This window comes from Streptomyces sp. NPDC017979, assembly GCF_044328175.1.
Lineage (GTDB): Bacteria > Actinomycetota > Actinomycetes > Streptomycetales > Streptomycetaceae > Streptomyces.
On the sequence record NZ_JBIRGU010000002.1, the window covers coordinates 786,079 to 802,734 of the forward strand.

Genomic DNA, 16,656 nt, shown 5'->3' on the forward strand with positions numbered 1-16,656 from the left:
CCCGCAGGGAAGCGGCGGGTAATTCGGGGGCGCTGGGGGTCCCTCCATGCCCTCATAGGGGGCGGAACTGCGCGAACAGCCCACCACCGGGCCGCACAAGCCAACGCTCCCGCAGGGAAACCGCGGCTTCGCCCGGAGGCGCATGGCCGCGTGGCCTACGGCGACGGGACGGGGCGCGGACTCACGATGCCCGGCTCCCAGCCGCGGTTCGGGGGCGTCTGGGACTCCTCCAGGAGGCGGAGCGCCAGCGCCTTGCGCTGGGCGTCGGCCTCCGCCGCGTTGCCGGCGTCGAAGGGGGGCCGGGGGTCGTACTCCAGGGCGAGTTGGATCGCCTCGGCCGTCACGTCGTCGGCGAGGAGGGACGCCAGGTAGAGGGACATGTCGAGCCCGGCGGAGACCCCCGCGGCGGTGATGATCCGGCCGGAGCGCACGTAGCGCTCGGGGAGGTACGTCACGTCGAACGTGGCCTCCAGGTACGGCGCGGACGCCCAGTACGTCGTGGCGTCCCGGCCGTCGAGCAGCCCGGCCGCCGCCAGGACCAGGCTGCCGGTGCAGACGGAGGTCGTGAAGCGGCTGGTGCGGTGGATGCGGCGGATCCAGTCGAGCAGGGCGCGGTCGTTCATCGCGGCGACCGTGCCCCGGTTGCCCGCGCCGGGGACCACCAGCACGTCCAGGCGGTCGACTTCGGACAGGGCCCGTTCCGCCATCACGCGGACGTCGCCGGTGTCGGTGCGGACCGGGCCCCGGCGCGCGGCGACCATCGTCACCTCGGCGCCGGGGAGGCGGGACAGGACCTCGGCCGGGCCCGTCGGGTCCAGCAGGCTGTAGCCGTCGTAGAGCACGATGCCCACGCGGGGGCCGCCGGCCCGCCGCGGCCCGGGGCGCTCCGCGGCCCACGCCTGCGGCCCGACCGCGGCACCGGCCGCCAGCGCGGCCCCCGCGCCCACGGTCGTACGGATCAGGGCCCGGCGCGAGGCCGCGGCAGGGGGAACCGGCTCTGGTGCAGGTGGAGTCGTCATGCCTCCGGAGTCTCACGACCGGACGCCGTCCGCACCGCCGGCATGTCCGGCATCCTGCGGATCGTGTCCCCGCTCGTGCCGTACCGGTCCACGAACGCCTGCCGCAGCGTCTGCGCCGAGCGGAACCCGCAGCGCCGGGCGACCGCGGCGAGGGAGAGCCGCGAGGTGCGCACCAGGTGCGCCGCGGCCTCCGTCCGCGCCGCCCGCACCGCCCGCGCCGGCGTCGTCCCCGCGTGCGCCGCGAACAGCCGGCTCAGATGGCGGGTGCTCACCCCGGCGCGGGCCGCCAGCGCGCCCGGGCTCAGGTCCGCGGTGAGGTGGCCGGCCACGTACGCCATCAGGTCGCCGACCGCCCGGCCGCCCGACGGCGGCGCCGACAGGTACACGCTGATCTGCGCCTGGTCGGCGGGGCGGTGCAGATGGGTCACCAACTCCCGGGCCACCGCCCGCGCCAGCGAGGCCCCGTGGTCCTCCTCGATCAGCGAGAGCGTGAGGTCCAGGGCGCTGGTGACGCCCGCGGACGTGTAGACGTTCCCGTCCCTGATGTACAGCGGCGCCACGTCGACGGCGACTTCGGGGTGCCGGGCGGCCAGCCCCTCGCCGTACCCCCAGTGCGTGGTCGCCCGACGGCCGTCCAGCAGACCGGCCGCGGCGAGGACGGACGCCCCGGTGCAGACGGACGCCACCCGGCGGCTGCGCTCCGCCAGCCGCACCACCTGGGCCAGCAGCCGCGCGTCGGCCGCGGCCTCCTCGGAGCCCGCCCCGCCGACCACCATCAGCGTGTCGAGCCGGCCCGTCACCCCCTCCAGCCGCCGGCCCGCGCCGAGCACGATCCCGGTGGAGCTGCGGACGGCCCGCCGCCCCAGGGTGCCCAGCTCGATGGAGTACGGGGGATCGGCCCCGTACCGGTTGGCGATGTCCAACGCCCCGCTGGGGCAGGCGATGTCGAGGATCTGGGCGCCGTCGTAGGCGACGACGAGCATCCGCCGGGTCTTCTCCGTGCTCTCCATGCCGCGATGCCATCACGCGGCCCGCCCGGGCCGCGGACCGCGGTCACCAAGGGCGCACCTGGTGGAAGAACGGGTCCGCCACCGCCTTGCGCAGGGCCCGCCACGACGACTCCCGGGCGAGCGAGAGGTCGCAGTGCGGGCCGGGGTCGCGCCAGTTCCACTGGAGGGCGGCGTGCACCCCGTCCATCTTCTTCACCACCCGCGGCACTTCCTCGTACCACTCGGCCTGCCGCTGCGGCCGGTCGGGATCGTCCGCGGTGCCGAACTCGGCGAGCATCAGCGGCTTGTCGGCGGACAGGTGCTGCCGGATCCAGCGGTGCACGACCTCCTGCGTCTCGGCGAAGCTCTCCCACTCGGTGTCGTGGCAGCGGTAGTAGTTGTAGCGGTCGTACGCGATCCAGTCGACGTACGCGTCCCCCGGGTACAGCTTCGGGAACAGCTCGTTGTTGCCCGGGTAGCCGGTGATCGTCCACGTCCACACCACGTTGGTGACGCCCAGCTTCCGGAACCGGTCGTGGATGTGGCGCCAGGCGGCGACGAACTGCTCCGGCGTGCCCTCGTCGGGCACCCGGGTGTCCATCTCCAGGTCGAAGGAGAGGAACAGCGGCCTGCCGTACTCCTTGATCCGCCGCGCCTGGACGTCGATCACGGTCGCGTCCAGCGCGCCGGCGGAGATCTGCGTCCAGCGCGGCTGCTGGGCCGCCGTGCCGCCCCACCACTTGCTCTCCCACGACAGCAGCAGCATCCGCTCCTGGCCGACCGCGCGCTCCTGCTCGGTGACGAGTTGACCCTCCAACCCGTCCGTGGACATGTCGTGGTACGCGTAGACGATGTCCAGCTTGCGGCCGATCCGCCGCTCGTACGCGGCGACCTTCTCCACCAGCTCCGGCTTCTCGTGCCGCACGTAGGCGCCGAACCAGGCGCCGCACGGCGGCACCAGGAGCTCCGTCACCCGGCACTCGGGGGAGTCGGCGGGCGGCCGGGCGCCGTCGGAGGGGGCGGCTTCCCGGCCGAGCGCCACGGCGCCCAGGAGCAGGGCGCCGGCGAGGACCGCGGCCCCGAGGGCCCGCCGTCTCGTACGGGATCTCGGCTGCGGGCGCTCGGCGGGGGGCGTGCGGTGTGCGGACGTCTCGGCGGGGCCGGAGGGCACGGAGGTTCAGCCTCCTTCGGTCACCCCTGGCGGGGTGGTGGTGCGGCGGGGTTCTCGTAGCGATGCTTCCCCGCGGGGAGCTGGGGACAGCACGCGGCGGCCGCGGTCACCCCCGTGAGGAGTACCAACAGGCCCGTACCGGTCAGCGACTTGACGGCGATCAGCGCGGTCGCGCCGAGGACGGCGAGGCTGACGCTGAGGAAGACCGCGAGCATCGCCGCCTCCAGCCGGTCGGAGTCCCGGCCGAAGTGCGGGTCCCAGTCCTCGACCGGGCCGACCGCGGGGTGCCGGCCCAGGCGCGGGGCACAGACCCGCAGCACGGCCGCGCCGGGTCCGACGAGCAGGAAGAGCACGACGGGCAGCCAGCGCAGCGGATTCCCGTCGGGCAGGAGGGTCACGAGGAGCGCGAAGGCGCCCGCGGCGGGCGGGGCCCAGCGCAGGGCGAGGGCCGCGCGGGAGCGGGACTGCTCGGCCTTGGCGGCACGGACGGCGGACCGCAGCCGGTCGACCTGCGGTTGCGGTTGCGGTTGCGACTGCGGTTGCGGCTGGGCTTGCGGCTGGGGCTGTCGGGCCGGTGTCGCCGGCCAGTGCGACGGGGGCTGCTGCTCGGAACTCATGACGTCCTCCCCGCGGAGCTCTTCAACCGGTAGACGACGCCCGCGTCATTGCTCGCCACCTTCTCGAACAGCGGCGACGCCGCCACGTCCTTCTCGATGTCGGCCATCTGCTCTCCCGTGAGCAGCCCGTTCATCTCCGAGTTCGCCACCTGACCGCGGGTGTAGAGGAAGTACGCCTCGCCCGGCGGCTCCACCGCCGACATGTCGCTGGCGAGGGTCTTCGCCGGGGCCGCCACGATCTCGTCGACGTGCACCTTCGAGTCGTCCAGGAACCAGTAGTGGTCCACGTCCCAGTATCGGTCGTACGCGGCCGGGTAGTTGCGGTGCGGCGCGACGACCAGGGAGCCCTCGGGCGCGGTGCTCAACAGGTCCTTGACCAGCTCCACCTCGTCGGGCCGGAAGTAGCTGAGCCGGTCCTTGCCCGAGTAGCTGGGGACGAACAGGACGGTGAGGACGGTCAGGGCGACGGCGGGCGCGACGCCGTAGCGGAAGCCGGTCGCGAGCCGCGGCCAACGGTCGGCCGCGGCCGGTGCCGGTGCTGCGGCTGGTGCCGTGGCCTTGGGGAGCAGCGCCGCCGCGGCGAAGAAGCTCAGGAACGGCAGCATGAACATCAGCACCCGGAACACCATTTCGCTGCCGTAGCCGTTGGCCACCGCCAGCAGCGGCGGCACCGCGGCGAGCAGCAGCAGCGGCCGGGCCCGCAGCCGCAGCGCCTTCCCGCCGCGCACCAACCCGACCGCGGCGAGCAGCACCACCAGCGCCGACAGCAGCCGCGCCGACCAGGACGCGAACAGCGCGCCCGTACCGGTGGGCACCGCGCCGTAGCCCCGCTCCAGGTTGCTCCCCAGGTCGCCGAAGGTCTTGATCATGTCCGGCACCGCTTCCCTGAGGTACGGCAGCGAAGCCGTCAGGTTCCAGGCGGCGAAGACCAGCACGAGGACGATCGGCAGCGTCCAGTCCCGGTAGCGCCCCATCAGGCACAGTGCGGCCAGACTCACCACCAGCATCACGGGCGTCAGTTGGTGCGTGACGACGATCGCGGCGATCAGCGGTATCAGCAGCGCCGTCCACACCACCTGCCGCGCCCGGCGGCCCGGCGTCGGCGCCTCGGCGCGCCGCAGCGCCACCGCGAGCACGCCCAGGTACAGCACGAACGCCGTCGACTGCGGCGAGAAGTAGTCCTGGCCGACCCAGTTCGCGGCGCAGAAGATCCACACCGCGGTCCAGATCAGCCGGCGGTCCTGGGTGAAGGTGCGGAAGAGCAGCAGCAGCGGAAGGAGCAGCAGCAGGCTGGAGAACAACGGCCACCAGGCCATGAACGCCAGCGCGTGCTCCGCCCCGGTCAGCTCCACCACCGCCGCCTGCACGGCGAAGAACCCGGGCCACTGGTCGTACACGGCCATGTCGCCCAACTCGGCGCCGCGCTGGAGCCGACCGGCGTCGATCAGGTGCTCGATGACCGCGTCGTGCTTCCACGCCCAGGCGTACAGCGGGGTCGGATAGACGACGGCCTGGGTGGCGCGCTCCATCACCAACAGGCCGACGGTGTACGCCAGCGGCCACCAGTGGCTGCGCCGCGGATCGCGGGCGCAGTGCCAGAAACCGGCCGTCAGCACGGCGAGGCCGAGCCAGAAGACCACCGGCAACTCGGCGGTGAGGCCGAAGTCCGTGAGGTCGGAGACGTCGGTGGTGGCGACGGCGATCGCCCACAGCACCAGCGCGAGCGCCAGCGGGGCGACCAGCGCGACGAGGGTGCGCCGGTCGGGTCCGGCCGGTGCGGCGCCGCGGCCGCGGCCGGCCGCGCGACGGGCGGCGCGCGGCCCGGGCCCGCCCCCGTCGTCGGGCGCGGGGGCGCCGGCGCGCAGCCCCGAGACGTCGAGGCCCATCGTCGGCCGGTCCACGCCGGTGGCCGCCGGGTCCCGGTCGGGCCGACCGGGCGGCGGCACGGGTCTGCCGGAATCGGTGGCTGGTCGTCGCACGGATCACCTCGGGTGGCTCAGGACGTTCGGATCGCTCGGGTCAGTCGGGGTCAGTCGGGTCGTTCAAGTTGCCGTGAATTGCTATGAGTTGTTTCGAGTGCTTCGAGTGCTTCGAGTGCTTCGAGTGCTTCGGGTCGTGCTGTTCGTTCGGGCCGACCGGTTCGGGCCGACCGGTTCGGACCAGCCGGTTCGGGTCGGCCGCTCGGGTCGCTCTCTTGCGTTCGGCGGGTCCGCTAGTGGGGCTTCGACGCTTTCGTCCGGGGCTTCGCCCGTGACCCGCGCGCCGGGCGGCGCTGGAACAGCACGAGCCCCAGCGCCACGGCCGTCAGGACGAGCTGGAGCGGCAGCGCGACGGGCGCCAACGGCCGTTGCAGGGCCCAGCCCAGGACCGCGAGCACCCACACCGCCCCCCACTGCGCCGGCGCCGGCAGCCCCAGCGTCCGGCCGATCGCCAGCACGGCCAGCAGCGCCAGCAGTTGGCACGCGGTCGGCAGCCAGCGCAGCAGCCCGTCCGCGTCCTCCCACCCGGCCGCCGCCGCGAGGAACCGGGCCAGCGTCTCGTACCAGGCGCCCGTCACCGGCTCCGGCTCCCAGCCGAGCACGGCCGGCGCCGTGTGCAGCGCGGCGAACGTGACCAGCATCCCGGCCGCGAGCAGCCCGGTGCGCGGCCGCAGCAGCGACAGCGCCGCGCTCTGCACCACGATCAGCAGCACCACCGCCGTCACCGTCACCGGCGGCAGCGCCTTCAGCAGCTCCTTGCCGGACAGCGCGTCCAGCGCGAGGTCCGGCGCGGACAGCAGCGGACCCCAGAACAGCACGACCGCCAGCCCCAGCAGCCCCCACAGCGCGAGCGCGATCCGCCGCTCCACCCCGTTGACCGTGCCCGCACCCGCGCCCGCCGCGCCGACCTGCGGCTCCGGCTGCTGCTGCGGCGGTACGAAGACGGGGATGCCGTACGCCGGCGTCGCCGTGTCGTGCCCGCTCCACACGTACGCCGGCGCGGGGCTGGTGTACTCCTGCTCGTGCCGGGCCAGCCGCTCCCGCCGCTCCGCCGCCCGGCGGGCCCGGTCCGCGTCCCGGGCGGTCTCCTGCTTCGAGCGCCGGGCCGTCAGCCGTGCCCACAGCTTCGACGGCTTCGGGTCCCGGCCGGCGAGCGCGGCCCGCAGCCCCGGCGCGGACGCCAGCGCCATCACCGTCATCGACAGCACCATCGCCCAGCCCGCGCCGGAGATCCCGGTCGGCCCCAGCAACAGCGCGGCGCTGCCCAACACCAGGGCGCACATGGCGCTCTGCACCACGGCGAGCGCACCCGTGCGCCCCTGCACCCGCAGCACGGCGAGGTACAGCTCCACCGCGACGCGCGGCAGCGCGGCGGCGGCCAGCAGCCGCAGCACGGTGGTGCCGTTCTCCGCGTACGCGGCGCCGAACGGCGCGAGGATCAGCGGCGCGAACAGCACCAGCACCAGCACCACCGGCACCAGCAGCAGCGTCATCCGCCGCAGCGCCCCGCGCACCCCGGCCGCCAGGGTCTCCGGGCTGTGGGAGGCGTGCGCGGTCAGCGAGGCGGCCATGTTGATGGCCATGACCTCCATCGTCGCGCCGACGGTGTACGCGATGTAGAAGTAGCCGTTGTCGGCGGCGTCGAAGCGGACGGCGACCATCACCGGCAACAGGTTGACCATCGCCAGCGTGAACAGCGAGCCCACCGAGTCACCGGCGAGGAACCGCACGATCTCCCGCAGCCGCGGCGGCTCCCGGTCCCGGTCGGCGGCGGCCTGTTGGGGGATCAGCCGACGGAAGACGAGCCAGCCGAGCGGCAGCACGGACAGCGCGATCGCCGCCGCCCAGGACACGAAGACGCCCAGCACCGGCAGCGCCGTGGCGAACGCGGCGAGCAGCAACAGCTTGGCGATCGAGAAGACCGCGTTGCCCACGGGCACCCAGAACGCCCGCCGCAGCCCGGTCAGCACCCCGTCCTGGAGGGTGAGCAGCGCCCAACTGACGCAGGCGGTCACGAAGCACACCCCGGGCCAGAAGCCGGCGAGCGGTTCGTACGACTCGCCCCACAGCGGCAGGGTGAACAGGAAGCCGACCGAGACGACCGTGACCACCACCGAGCTGGTGAGGTACGTGCGCCACACCAGCGGCCCGGTGCGGCGGCCGGCCCGCGGCACGTACCGCACCACGGCGCCCGTCATCGTCGTCGCGGTGACGGAGGCCAGCAGCCGCATCGCGGCGATCGCGGCCGAGCCCTCGCCGACCGCCTCCTGGGTGTAGTAGCGGGCGGCCACCAGCCAATAGCCGAGGCCGAGTGCGGCGGAGACGCCCGTGGAGAGCATCAGCGCGTACGCGTTGCGGAAGAGCGAGTCCCCGGAGTCGGAGCCCGCGCCCTCCTGGCCGTCGCGGTCGTCCTCGTCGCCGGCCGGCTCCGGTTCGGGGCGCCGGGCGGCGGACTCCGGCAGGGCGCGCAGTCGGGTGGTGTCGACGTCAGACACGGGGCTCGCCGTGGGGGTACGCCCGCAGTTGCACGGTCTCGTCGACCGCGGCTGCGCCCGGCGTGCCCGTACGCCGCCCGGCCGGTCTCCCGGTCGTGAACGGCGGCGCCGGCGCCACCCCGCTCCGCTCCAGCACGGCGAGGACGCGCTCCGCCTTCAGCGGGTCGACGGGCAGCGCGTGCCGGGCGAAGTAGCGGGCGGCGTCCGGCGAGGGGGAGGCGTCGGTGAGCCACTCGCCGGCGTAGTCGTCCAGCGGCGGGTCGTAGAGGTAGCCGGTGGCTATCCGGTGCTCGGCGAGCAGCGCGATCGCCGCGTTCCGGTCGGCCACCAGCAACGGCACCCGGAACAGCGGCTGCGGCCGGTCCGGTGCGGGGCCGGGGCGGCGCACCGCCCACCGCGACGCCAGCAGCTTCGCGGTGCCGGCGCGGTGCGCGGCGAGGCGGTCGTCGAGCCGGGCGACCATGCGCTCGGTCCGCCGCAGCCGCAGGCCGCCGGGCCGCATCCGGTAGTCGTGCATGTCCACCCGGATCCAGGAGTCGAAGTCGGCGAGGGCGCGCGGGAAGCCCGCGGCCGGCATCGCCCGCCGCAACTCGTCGATCCGCAGCGACTGGCGGATGTCGGTCCGGTCCACGAGCCCCAGCAGGCGCACCGCGGCGCGCGCCGCCGCGGTCAGCCGCAGCCCCCGAACGCCGGCCTCAGCATAAGGGCGGACGCCGTACGCCAGTTCTGACGGCAGACTTCCGGCCGTGAGCAGTTCGTCCCTGGCCCGTTCGAAGCCGGGGCGCAGCGCGGGGTCGGCGATCGCGAGGACGCCGCCCGTCCCGGCGCCGGGAAGCTTGGAGAGGCTGAAGACGGACGCCTCGCCGAAGGTGCCGACGAGCCGCCCCTCGATCTCGCTGCCGAGTGCGTGCGCCACGTCCTCGATCAGCGGGATGCCCAGCAGGTGGCAGCGGGAGCGCAGTTCGGGGGCGGGGTCGGGGTTCCCGTACAGATTGACCGTCAGGACGGCGGACAGGCCGTGCCACACGGACTCGGGGACGGCGGCGACGTCGATGGAGCCGTCCTCGGGGCGCAGCGGCGCCTGCACCGGGCGCAGCCCGGCCGCGAGCACGACGAAGAAGATGACGTCGTCGTTGACCGGCGACATCAGCACCCGGCCGCCCGGACGGCACCAGTGCCGCAGCGCCAGGTACATCGCGAGCCGACACGACGGCACGTACAGACAGTCCCGGCCCAGCCGTTCGCGCATCAGCCCTTCGATCGCTGCGTACGCGGACGTCGACCGGCCTTCCCCAAGGCCCATTGAGTCCCCCCAGAAAACCCCCGCCCCCAAATGTGGACCTAAGCGGACTCCGTCGTCAATCACGGCACAGGGCCCACCCCCTGAGGGGGTGGGCCCTGTGCGGAGTCATCGGGACGCCGGTCTCACTCCTCCAGCGTCAGCCCTTTTCGCAGCCTGACGAGGGTGCGGGAGAGCAGCCGGGAGACGTGCATCTGGGAGATGCCCAGCTCCTCGCCGATCTCCGACTGGGTCATGTTGGCGACGAAACGGAGGGAGAGGATCTTGCGGTCCCTGGGCTGGAGGCCGGCGATCAGCGGCTTCAGGGACTCCACGTACTCGATTCCTTCGAGGCCGTGGTCCTCGTAACCGAGGCGGTCGGCGAGCGCACCCTCGCTGTCGTCCTCCTCGTGCTGGGCGTCCAGCGAACTCGCGGTGTACGCGTTGCTCGCGGCCATGCCCTCGACGACCTCCTCGCGGGAGAGGCCGAGGTGCTCCGCCAACTCGCCGACCGTGGGGGAGCGGTCCAGGCGTTGGGCGAGTTCGTCACCGGCCTTCGCGAGGTCGAGCCGCAGCTCCTGGAGGCGGCGCGGCACGCGCACGGACCAACTGGTGTCGCGGAAGAAGCGCTTGATCTCGCCGATGATCGTCGGCATGGCGAAGGTCGGGAACTCGACGCCGCGGCTGAGTTCGAACCGGTCGATCGCCTTGATCAGGCCGATGGTGCCGACCTGGATGATGTCCTCCATCGGCTCGCTGCGGGAGCGGAAGCGGGAGGCGGCGAACTTGACCAGGGCGAGGTTGAGCTCGACGAGGGTGTTGCGTACGTACGCGTACTCGTGCGTGCCCTCCTCCAGCTCCTGGAGCCGGGCGAAGAGGGTCTTCGACAGGGCGCGCGCGTCCAGCGGCGCCACCTCGTCGAAGGGGATCTCGGGAAGGTCGAGGTCCGCGAGGGGGTCGTGCGTCTCGGGTTCGGTCCCGAGGTGGGTCTGGGGGGGTGCCTGCAGTGCCTGTGCCGACGGCGCGGTGGTGGGGGTGCGCGATTCGTCGAGCCGGGGTGACATGGATCTCCTCCGTCGTTCTCGGCATATGGCTGCCGATGCCCATACATGAGCTCTGGGGGTGAGCGGCGCCTCCAAGCCGGTCGTGGGACGGTCCCGTTGCGGTTGCTACAAGCCCTACCCGCTTCTCGCGATCGAATGCAAATGCCAATTACGATATATGTCCTTTTTGTTGCGCTTGTTGGGGGGTGGCCGCATGGCCCGGGAGCGGGGAAAGGGCGTAATGTTCGAGGCAAACCACGGCGCGAAGGGACGTGCATGGACGGCGGTACCGCCGCAGGCAGCGTGAACCAGGGCCGCCTTCGGGTCGACGTCAGGACCGAGGGCCCCAGTGCAGTGCTGAAACCGGCGGGTGAGCTCGATCACCACACGGCCGGCCTGCTGGAGACGCCCCTCGACGCAGCCCTCGCCGACGGCCGCTCGCGGCTCGTCATCGACTGCTCCCAACTGGACTTCTGCGACTCCACGGGCCTCAACGTGCTGCTCACCGCCCGGCTGAAGGCCGAGGCCGCCGGCGGCGGCGTCCACCTGGCGGAGATGCAGCCCGTGGTGGCCCGGGTCCTGGAGATCACCGGGGCGGGCGCCGTCTTCACCGTGCACGAGACGGTGCACGCGGCCCTCGACGGCTGAGCCGACGGCCCAGCACCCCCGCGGCGGATCCGCAGCGCTTTCCGCTTGCGGCGAGGGTGAGTGTTGTCACTGCCGCATGGGGCAGGAGAGTTTCCACAGGTCCCGCGCGCAGCGTCGGGCGTCGGGCACTCTGAGTACGGACCGGCGGGCGAGCCCGAGCAGATCCGGACGTGTGAAAAGCGACTGCGTGAGCAGGACTCCATATATGCGGGGCACATATGTCACGCACAGGCGATCTGGTGATTCGGTGAGGTGAAGCGCTGATGAGCACCACCCGGCGACAGCCGGGCGACCTCGGTCGTGAGCCGAGCGACGCCCGTGGCAACGGCACCTTTGCCGTGCCGCGCACCGCCGATGCCCCCGAGGGCCCACGGTCGCCGGTGCGCTCCCTCGCGCTGGCCAACGCGAGCGGCATCGTCCCGCTCGCCAGGGACTTCACCCGGCAGGCGCTGTACGACTGGGGCTGGCTCCCGGCCGCGACGGCGGACCGCCGGGCCGCCGCGGAGGACGTCCTGCTGGTCGTCTCCGAACTGGTGACGAACGCCTGCCTGCACGCGGAGGGCCCGGACGAACTCCGCGTCGGCTGCGACGGCAAGGTGCTGCGCCTGGAGGTCACGGACCGCGGCGCGGGCCAACCGGCCCCCCGCACCCCGCACCGCGCGGGCCGCCCCGGCGGCCACGGCATGTTCATCGTCCAGCGCCTGTGCCTGGATTGGGGCGTCCAGCGGGTGCCGGGTGCTCCGGGCAAAACGGTCTGGGCGGAACTGGCCGCGCCGTCCTAGCCACCCCTCGGCGCGGGTCGCGCTCCGCGCGGGGTGCGGGGTGCGGGGTGCGGCTGAGCATCCCGCCGTTGCTCTGCGGGAACGCTGTTGTCCACCGGCCGGTGGTGGGCCGTTCGCGCAGTTCCGCCCCCTACGCCCAGAGGGCGTGGGGGGCCCAGCGCCCCTGAAAACCCGTCCTCCACCCCGCAGACATATGACGGGGGAAGCAAATCAGGGGCGCGGGGAACTGCGCGACAAGCCCACCACCGGGCCGCGGAGGTCATCGCTCCCGCAGGGGTGCGGCGGAGGTTTTTAGGGGTGCTGGGGTCCCCCCCACGCCCTCTGGGCGTAGGGGGCGGAACTGCGCGACAAGCCCACCACCGGGCCGCAGAGGCCATCGCACCCGCAGGGGAACGGCGGATGCGCCCCCAGGGCGCCAGGGGGCGCGTCCCGAGGCGCAGGCGGGCCCCGCCAACTCGCTCGCGGTCAAGAAGGCGTGCGCATTGTCTTCCTTCCCCAAGGGCCCCGGCGTACCTTGGCCGCCGATCTGATGTGCCGTCAGTAAAAGGTGAGGGGAGCCTTGAGGTGACCTACCAGAAGCGGACAGCTCTCGCACTCGCGGCAGCGACGACGGTGGCGGTGGCGACCCCGGTGGCCCTGCTCACCGCCCCCCTCGCCCACGCCGCCGTCGTCGACGTCAACTACCAGTGTCAAACGCCCATCGGCCCCAAGGGCGCCGTCTCGCCCGTCGACATCAAGGCCGTCAAGAGCGGTGGCGGCTACGACGTGACGATGTCCTTCGAGAAGGGCGTCTCGTCCAGCCCCATCGAACTCGGCAAGGGCGCCATGAACCCCAGCGCGAAGATCAAGCTGGGCGGCGCCGACTCCGGCGAGCTCGCGGTCGTGGGCAAGCCGAACGACGCGGCCGTGCCCGCCAACACCCCGATCAAGATCGGCAAGCTCACGGGCAAGTACGCCCCGAAGAAGAGCGGCAAGGTCACCTTCACGGCCGGGGTGCTGACCATCAAGGCGCTCGGCACGACCACCACGTGCACCCCCTCCAACAGCCCCAAGCCCTCCCTGGAGCTGGACGTCACGGGCGCGGGCGGCTCCGGCGGCGGCACCGACGGGGGCGCCACCGGCAGCGCCACGGGCTCCGGCGGCGGCTCCACCGGCGGCAGCGCCCCCGACGGCGGCGCCGAACTCCCCAAGACCGGCCCCCTCGACTCCGTCGTCGCCCTCGCCACCCTCGGCGGCACCGTCGTGCTCACCGGAGCCGCCGGAGTCCTCTGGCTCACCCGCCGCGGCGCCCGACGCACCGCGAGCTGAGACGTGCCGGCCCGCCTGCGCACCGCCCTGGTGGGCCTGGTGGCGCTGCTCACCACCGCAGCCACCGTCGTCGCCGCCGCGCCCTCCGCCGCCACGGCCCCCGCAGCACCCGGCGAGCAGCGCCCCGGGTGGACCGTGCGGCCCGCGCCGGGGGACGGCAGCCGGCCGTACGCGTACGCCGAGGGCGCGCCCGGAGCCGTACTGGAAGACCGGCTCACGGTGACCAACCCGGGCACCGCGCCGCTGACCGTACGACTGCGGCCCGCGGACGAACCCGAGCCGAACCCGGCGCGGGGCGCCGCGAAGGGCGTCGGCCGGTGGATCGCGCTCGCCGCGACCGCCGTGACCGTCCCGCCCCGCACCCGTGCCGACGTCCCGTACACCCTCACCGTGCCCGCCGACGCCGCCCCCGGCGACCACCCGGCCGCGGTCCTGGCGACGGTCGTGGACGACGCCGAGGAGCACCCCGCGCAGACGACGGCCCTACGGATCCGACTCCGCGTCACCGGGCCCGCGCTCGCCGCGCTCGCCGTCGAGGGCCTCGCCGCCGAGGGCGCCACCCTCCGCTACACCCTGGTCAACCGCGGCAACACGGTCCTGGAACCACGGGTCCACCTCACCGCGGACGGCCTGCTCGGCACCGCCTTCCGGCGCGCCGCGCGGGGCGTGCCCGCCGAGTTGCGGCCCGGTCAGCGCGTCGCCGTCAGCGAGACCTGGCGCGGTGCGCCGGCGCTGGACCGGGTCGACCTGCGGGTCAGCGCCACGGCCGCGGGGGACGCGCGCGCCGCAGCCGCCGTCACCGTGACCTTCGTGCCCTGGGGCCGGCTCGCGATCGCGGTGCTCCTCGCCGCGGCGCTCGCCCTCCTCGCCCGCCGCGCGGTCCGCCACCGGCGGGGCCGCGCCGGACCCGTCCCGTCCGCACCGCACCCCGGCACCGAACGGCACCCGACGAGGACAGGCACATGACGACGCACCAGCCCGGCGCACGGACGAGCCGCAGCGCGGCGCCCCCGCGGACGTACTCCGTACTCCTCCTCGCCTTCCTCGCCTTCCTTCTCGGTCTGCTTCCTCCCTCCGCGGCAGCCGCGGCCGAGGACGGGCCGAAGGTCAAGCTGGACCAACAACAGGCGGCCAAGGGCGGGAAGGTCACCGTCAGCGGCGACGGCTGGCCGGCCCGCACCCTGCTCATGCTGCTGCTCTGCGGCGAGAACATGCTCGGCGGCACGAACTCCTGCGCCAACGCCGACGGCCGCGCGGTCACCACCGACGACCGGGGCGGCTTCCGCAAGGAACTGCCCGTGGTCGCGCCGCCGAAGCCGTGCCCCTGCGTGGTGCACGTCGCGACGGTGACGGGCGGGCCGACCGCCGCGGACGCCCCGTTCGCCGTCGCCGGCCACCCCACCGCGCCGCTGCCCGCCCCCACCGGCACGGGCAAGCTGGCCGTCCTCGCCACCACCCGCCTCGAAGGGGACTCCGGCGTCCTCGTCTTCTTCGGCGCCGCGCCCGCCCGCCGGCTCGTCTTCACCGTGGGCAACCTCGGTACGACCCCCGTCAAGGACCCCGTCTTCCAGGTCGGCACCGCGCACGGCGTGTACGCGCCGCAGTGGGACGAGCGGCAGTGGCGCGGCACCATCGCGCCGGGCCAGAAGGCGAAGGTGACGCTGCCCGTCGAGCTCTCCGCGGGCGCCCACGGGGACTACGAGGTCTCCGTCAAGTACGGCGGGAAGGTCATCGCCTCCCAGCCGTGGGGCGTGGGCCGGCCGTGGGGCGTCACCGTCTTCTGGGTGCTGCTCGCCGTCGTCGTCCCGGCGGCGCTGTTCCGCATCGGCATGGCGGTGGTGGACCGGGTGCGGCCGTCCCGACCGGCCCGCGCGTCAGCGGCCCCTTCCAAGGCCCCGCCCGAGGCCGTGTCCGAGGCCCCGCCCGAGGCCCCGTCCGAGATCGCCGCCACGGCGACGCTGCCGTGGTTCACCCCCGACTCCGCACCGGCCAAGAACCGACCCACGACGAAGGGACCACCGTGAGGACGCAACGGAGGCTGGGCGCGGCCGGGGTCGCGCTGCTGCTCGGCGGTGCGGGGACCTGGCTCGCAGCCGGGTCCGCGCAGGCCGCGGAGGTGGCGTACGCGACGGAGTGCATCCCGCCGTCGATCTCCGGGCTGCCGCCCGTGCAGGGCACCACCAAGGCGCTGATCACCGCGCCCGCCGAGGCGAAGGTCGGCGACGAGGTCGAGGTCGTCTGGAAGACGGTCCAGGCCGCGTCGAAGAACCCGGACGTGCTCGACCTGGCCGAGGACACCGTCAAACCCACCGGCACCGTCAAGCTCGGCGGCGCGGCCACCGGCACGCTGACGGTGGAGGGCCCCCGGCAGAACCCGGCGATCCCGAAGAACAGCCCGATGCTGCTCTCGGACATGAAGGGCAAGCTGAAGCTGGAGAAGGCGGGCGAGATCACGCTGACGCCGGACAAGTACGCGATCAACGTCTCCAAGCCGATCTCGACGGACACCAAGTGCGCGCCGAAGGAGGCGGTGCAGGTGGCGGCGAAGATCAAGGTGACGGCGGGCGGCGGTACGACGAGTGGCGGCACGACGGCCGGCTCGACCGGTGGCACGGCGGCCGGTGGCAGTTCGGGCGGCAACGGCGGGCAGACCGACTTCCCGGGCAAGACCGTGGAGACGACGTACGCCTGTACGTCCCCCGGTCCGGCCAGCATCAAGGCGCCCATCACGATCAACGCGAAGAAGGACGGAGGCAACTACGCCCTCACGGTCAAGACCGGCGACTCGGTGATGAACAGTCCGGCGCCGCTGCCGGCCGGCGCGATGAAGGGCTCCATGAGCATCGCCGTCGGCGGCGCGGACAAGGGCGCGGTGTCCGTCGTCGGCCAACCGAACAAGGACCCCATCGAGGCGGGCAAGCCCGTCGGCATCGGCGAGCTGAAGGGCACGTACAAGCCCGGCGCGACGGGCAAGTCCACGCTCAGCCCCGGCAAGCTGACGATCGACGTCAACCTCGGCGGTCAGAAGATCGTGATCCCGTGCGAGGTGAAGGGCGCGGCGGGGGTGTCCCTGGAGCTGACGACGGAGGCGCAACCGGGCGGTGCGTCCGGCGGGTCGGCGGGCGGTTCGTCGGGCGGTGGCGCGTCCTCGGGCGGCGCGTCCACCGGCGCTACGAACGGCGGCCTCGCGGACACCGGCGCGGACGATTCGGGCTCCCTGCCCGCGCTGGCCTTGGCGGCCGGCACGACGCTCCTCCTGGGCGCGGCGGTCTTCGCCCTCACCCCCTGGTCCCGCCTGCGGGACCGCGCCTGACCCCCCACGGCTT

General features: G+C 73.8%; 14 protein-coding genes. 6 read left to right on the plus strand and 8 right to left on the minus strand.

The window, feature by feature from the left end:
* Positions 1-155 precede the first annotated feature (155 nt).
* The 8 genes from ACH4E8_RS09490 to ACH4E8_RS09525 form a co-directional block, all read right to left on the minus strand.
* Positions 156-1,019: a DJ-1/PfpI family protein gene (locus ACH4E8_RS09490; protein ID WP_398445964.1), complete on the minus strand. Its 864-nt coding sequence runs from the start codon at positions 1,017-1,019 to the stop codon at positions 156-158.
* Positions 1,016-2,029 carry a GlxA family transcriptional regulator gene (locus ACH4E8_RS09495; protein WP_398445965.1) on the minus strand — a complete coding sequence of 338 codons (1,014 nt, stop codon included), beginning with the start codon at positions 2,027-2,029 and terminating at the stop codon, positions 1,016-1,018. Before ACH4E8_RS09495 ends, ACH4E8_RS09490 begins: the two co-directional genes overlap by 4 nt.
* Before the next feature lie 43 nt (positions 2,030-2,072).
* Positions 2,073-3,179 (minus strand): glycoside hydrolase family 26 protein, encoded by a 1,107-nt coding sequence (locus ACH4E8_RS09500; RefSeq protein ID WP_398445967.1) that lies wholly within the window; start codon positions 3,177-3,179, stop codon positions 2,073-2,075.
* Between the two features lie 20 nt (positions 3,180-3,199).
* Positions 3,200-3,796, minus strand: a complete 597-nt coding sequence (locus ACH4E8_RS09505) for a hypothetical protein (protein WP_398445969.1) — start codon at positions 3,794-3,796, stop codon at positions 3,200-3,202.
* Positions 3,793-5,775, minus strand: coding sequence for a glycosyltransferase (locus ACH4E8_RS09510; protein ID WP_398445971.1), 1,983 nt, complete (start codon positions 5,773-5,775; stop codon positions 3,793-3,795). The genes ACH4E8_RS09505 and ACH4E8_RS09510 overlap by 4 nt, the downstream gene beginning before the upstream one ends.
* Before the next feature lie 233 nt (positions 5,776-6,008).
* On the minus strand, positions 6,009-8,270 hold the full coding sequence (locus ACH4E8_RS09515; RefSeq protein WP_398445973.1) for a lipopolysaccharide biosynthesis protein: 2,262 nt from the start codon (positions 8,268-8,270) through the stop codon (positions 6,009-6,011).
* A complete protein-coding gene (locus ACH4E8_RS09520) occupies positions 8,263-9,519 on the minus strand; it encodes a DegT/DnrJ/EryC1/StrS family aminotransferase (RefSeq protein WP_398446128.1) in 1,257 nt (418 codons plus the stop codon). Before ACH4E8_RS09520 ends, ACH4E8_RS09515 begins: the two co-directional genes overlap by 8 nt.
* Positions 9,520-9,695: 176 nt before the next feature.
* Positions 9,696-10,613, minus strand: a complete 918-nt coding sequence (locus ACH4E8_RS09525; protein WP_398445975.1) for an RNA polymerase sigma factor SigF — start codon at positions 10,611-10,613, stop codon at positions 9,696-9,698.
* Between the two features lie 255 nt (positions 10,614-10,868).
* Here ACH4E8_RS09525 and ACH4E8_RS09530 point away from each other — a divergent pair, with 255 nt between their 5' ends.
* The 6 genes from ACH4E8_RS09530 to ACH4E8_RS09555 all read left to right on the plus strand — a co-directional run bounded on the left by ACH4E8_RS09530 (position 10,869) and on the right by ACH4E8_RS09555 (position 16,643).
* Positions 10,869-11,240 (plus strand): STAS domain-containing protein, encoded by a 372-nt coding sequence (locus ACH4E8_RS09530; RefSeq protein WP_398445976.1) that lies wholly within the window; start codon positions 10,869-10,871, stop codon positions 11,238-11,240.
* A 263-nt stretch (positions 11,241-11,503) separates the two neighbouring features.
* Positions 11,504-12,022 carry an ATP-binding protein gene (locus ACH4E8_RS09535; protein WP_398445978.1) on the plus strand — a complete coding sequence of 173 codons (519 nt, stop codon included), beginning with the start codon at positions 11,504-11,506 and terminating at the stop codon, positions 12,020-12,022.
* 564 nt (positions 12,023-12,586) lie between these two features.
* The gene (locus tag ACH4E8_RS09540; RefSeq protein ID WP_398445980.1) at positions 12,587-13,330 is read left to right on the plus strand and encodes a peptidase; all 744 of its coding nucleotides are present in this window, start codon (positions 12,587-12,589) and stop codon (positions 13,328-13,330) included.
* Positions 13,331-13,333: 3 nt separating this feature from the next.
* A complete protein-coding gene (locus ACH4E8_RS09545; protein WP_398445982.1) occupies positions 13,334-14,296 on the plus strand; it encodes a hypothetical protein in 963 nt (320 codons plus the stop codon).
* Positions 14,293-15,354: a hypothetical protein gene (locus tag ACH4E8_RS09550; RefSeq protein WP_398445984.1), complete on the plus strand. Its 1,062-nt coding sequence runs from the start codon at positions 14,293-14,295 to the stop codon at positions 15,352-15,354. Before ACH4E8_RS09545 ends, ACH4E8_RS09550 begins: the two co-directional genes overlap by 4 nt.
* A complete protein-coding gene (locus tag ACH4E8_RS09555; protein WP_398445986.1) occupies positions 15,351-16,643 on the plus strand; it encodes a hypothetical protein in 1,293 nt (430 codons plus the stop codon). The genes ACH4E8_RS09550 and ACH4E8_RS09555 overlap by 4 nt, the downstream gene beginning before the upstream one ends.
* Positions 16,644-16,656 lie beyond the last annotated feature (13 nt).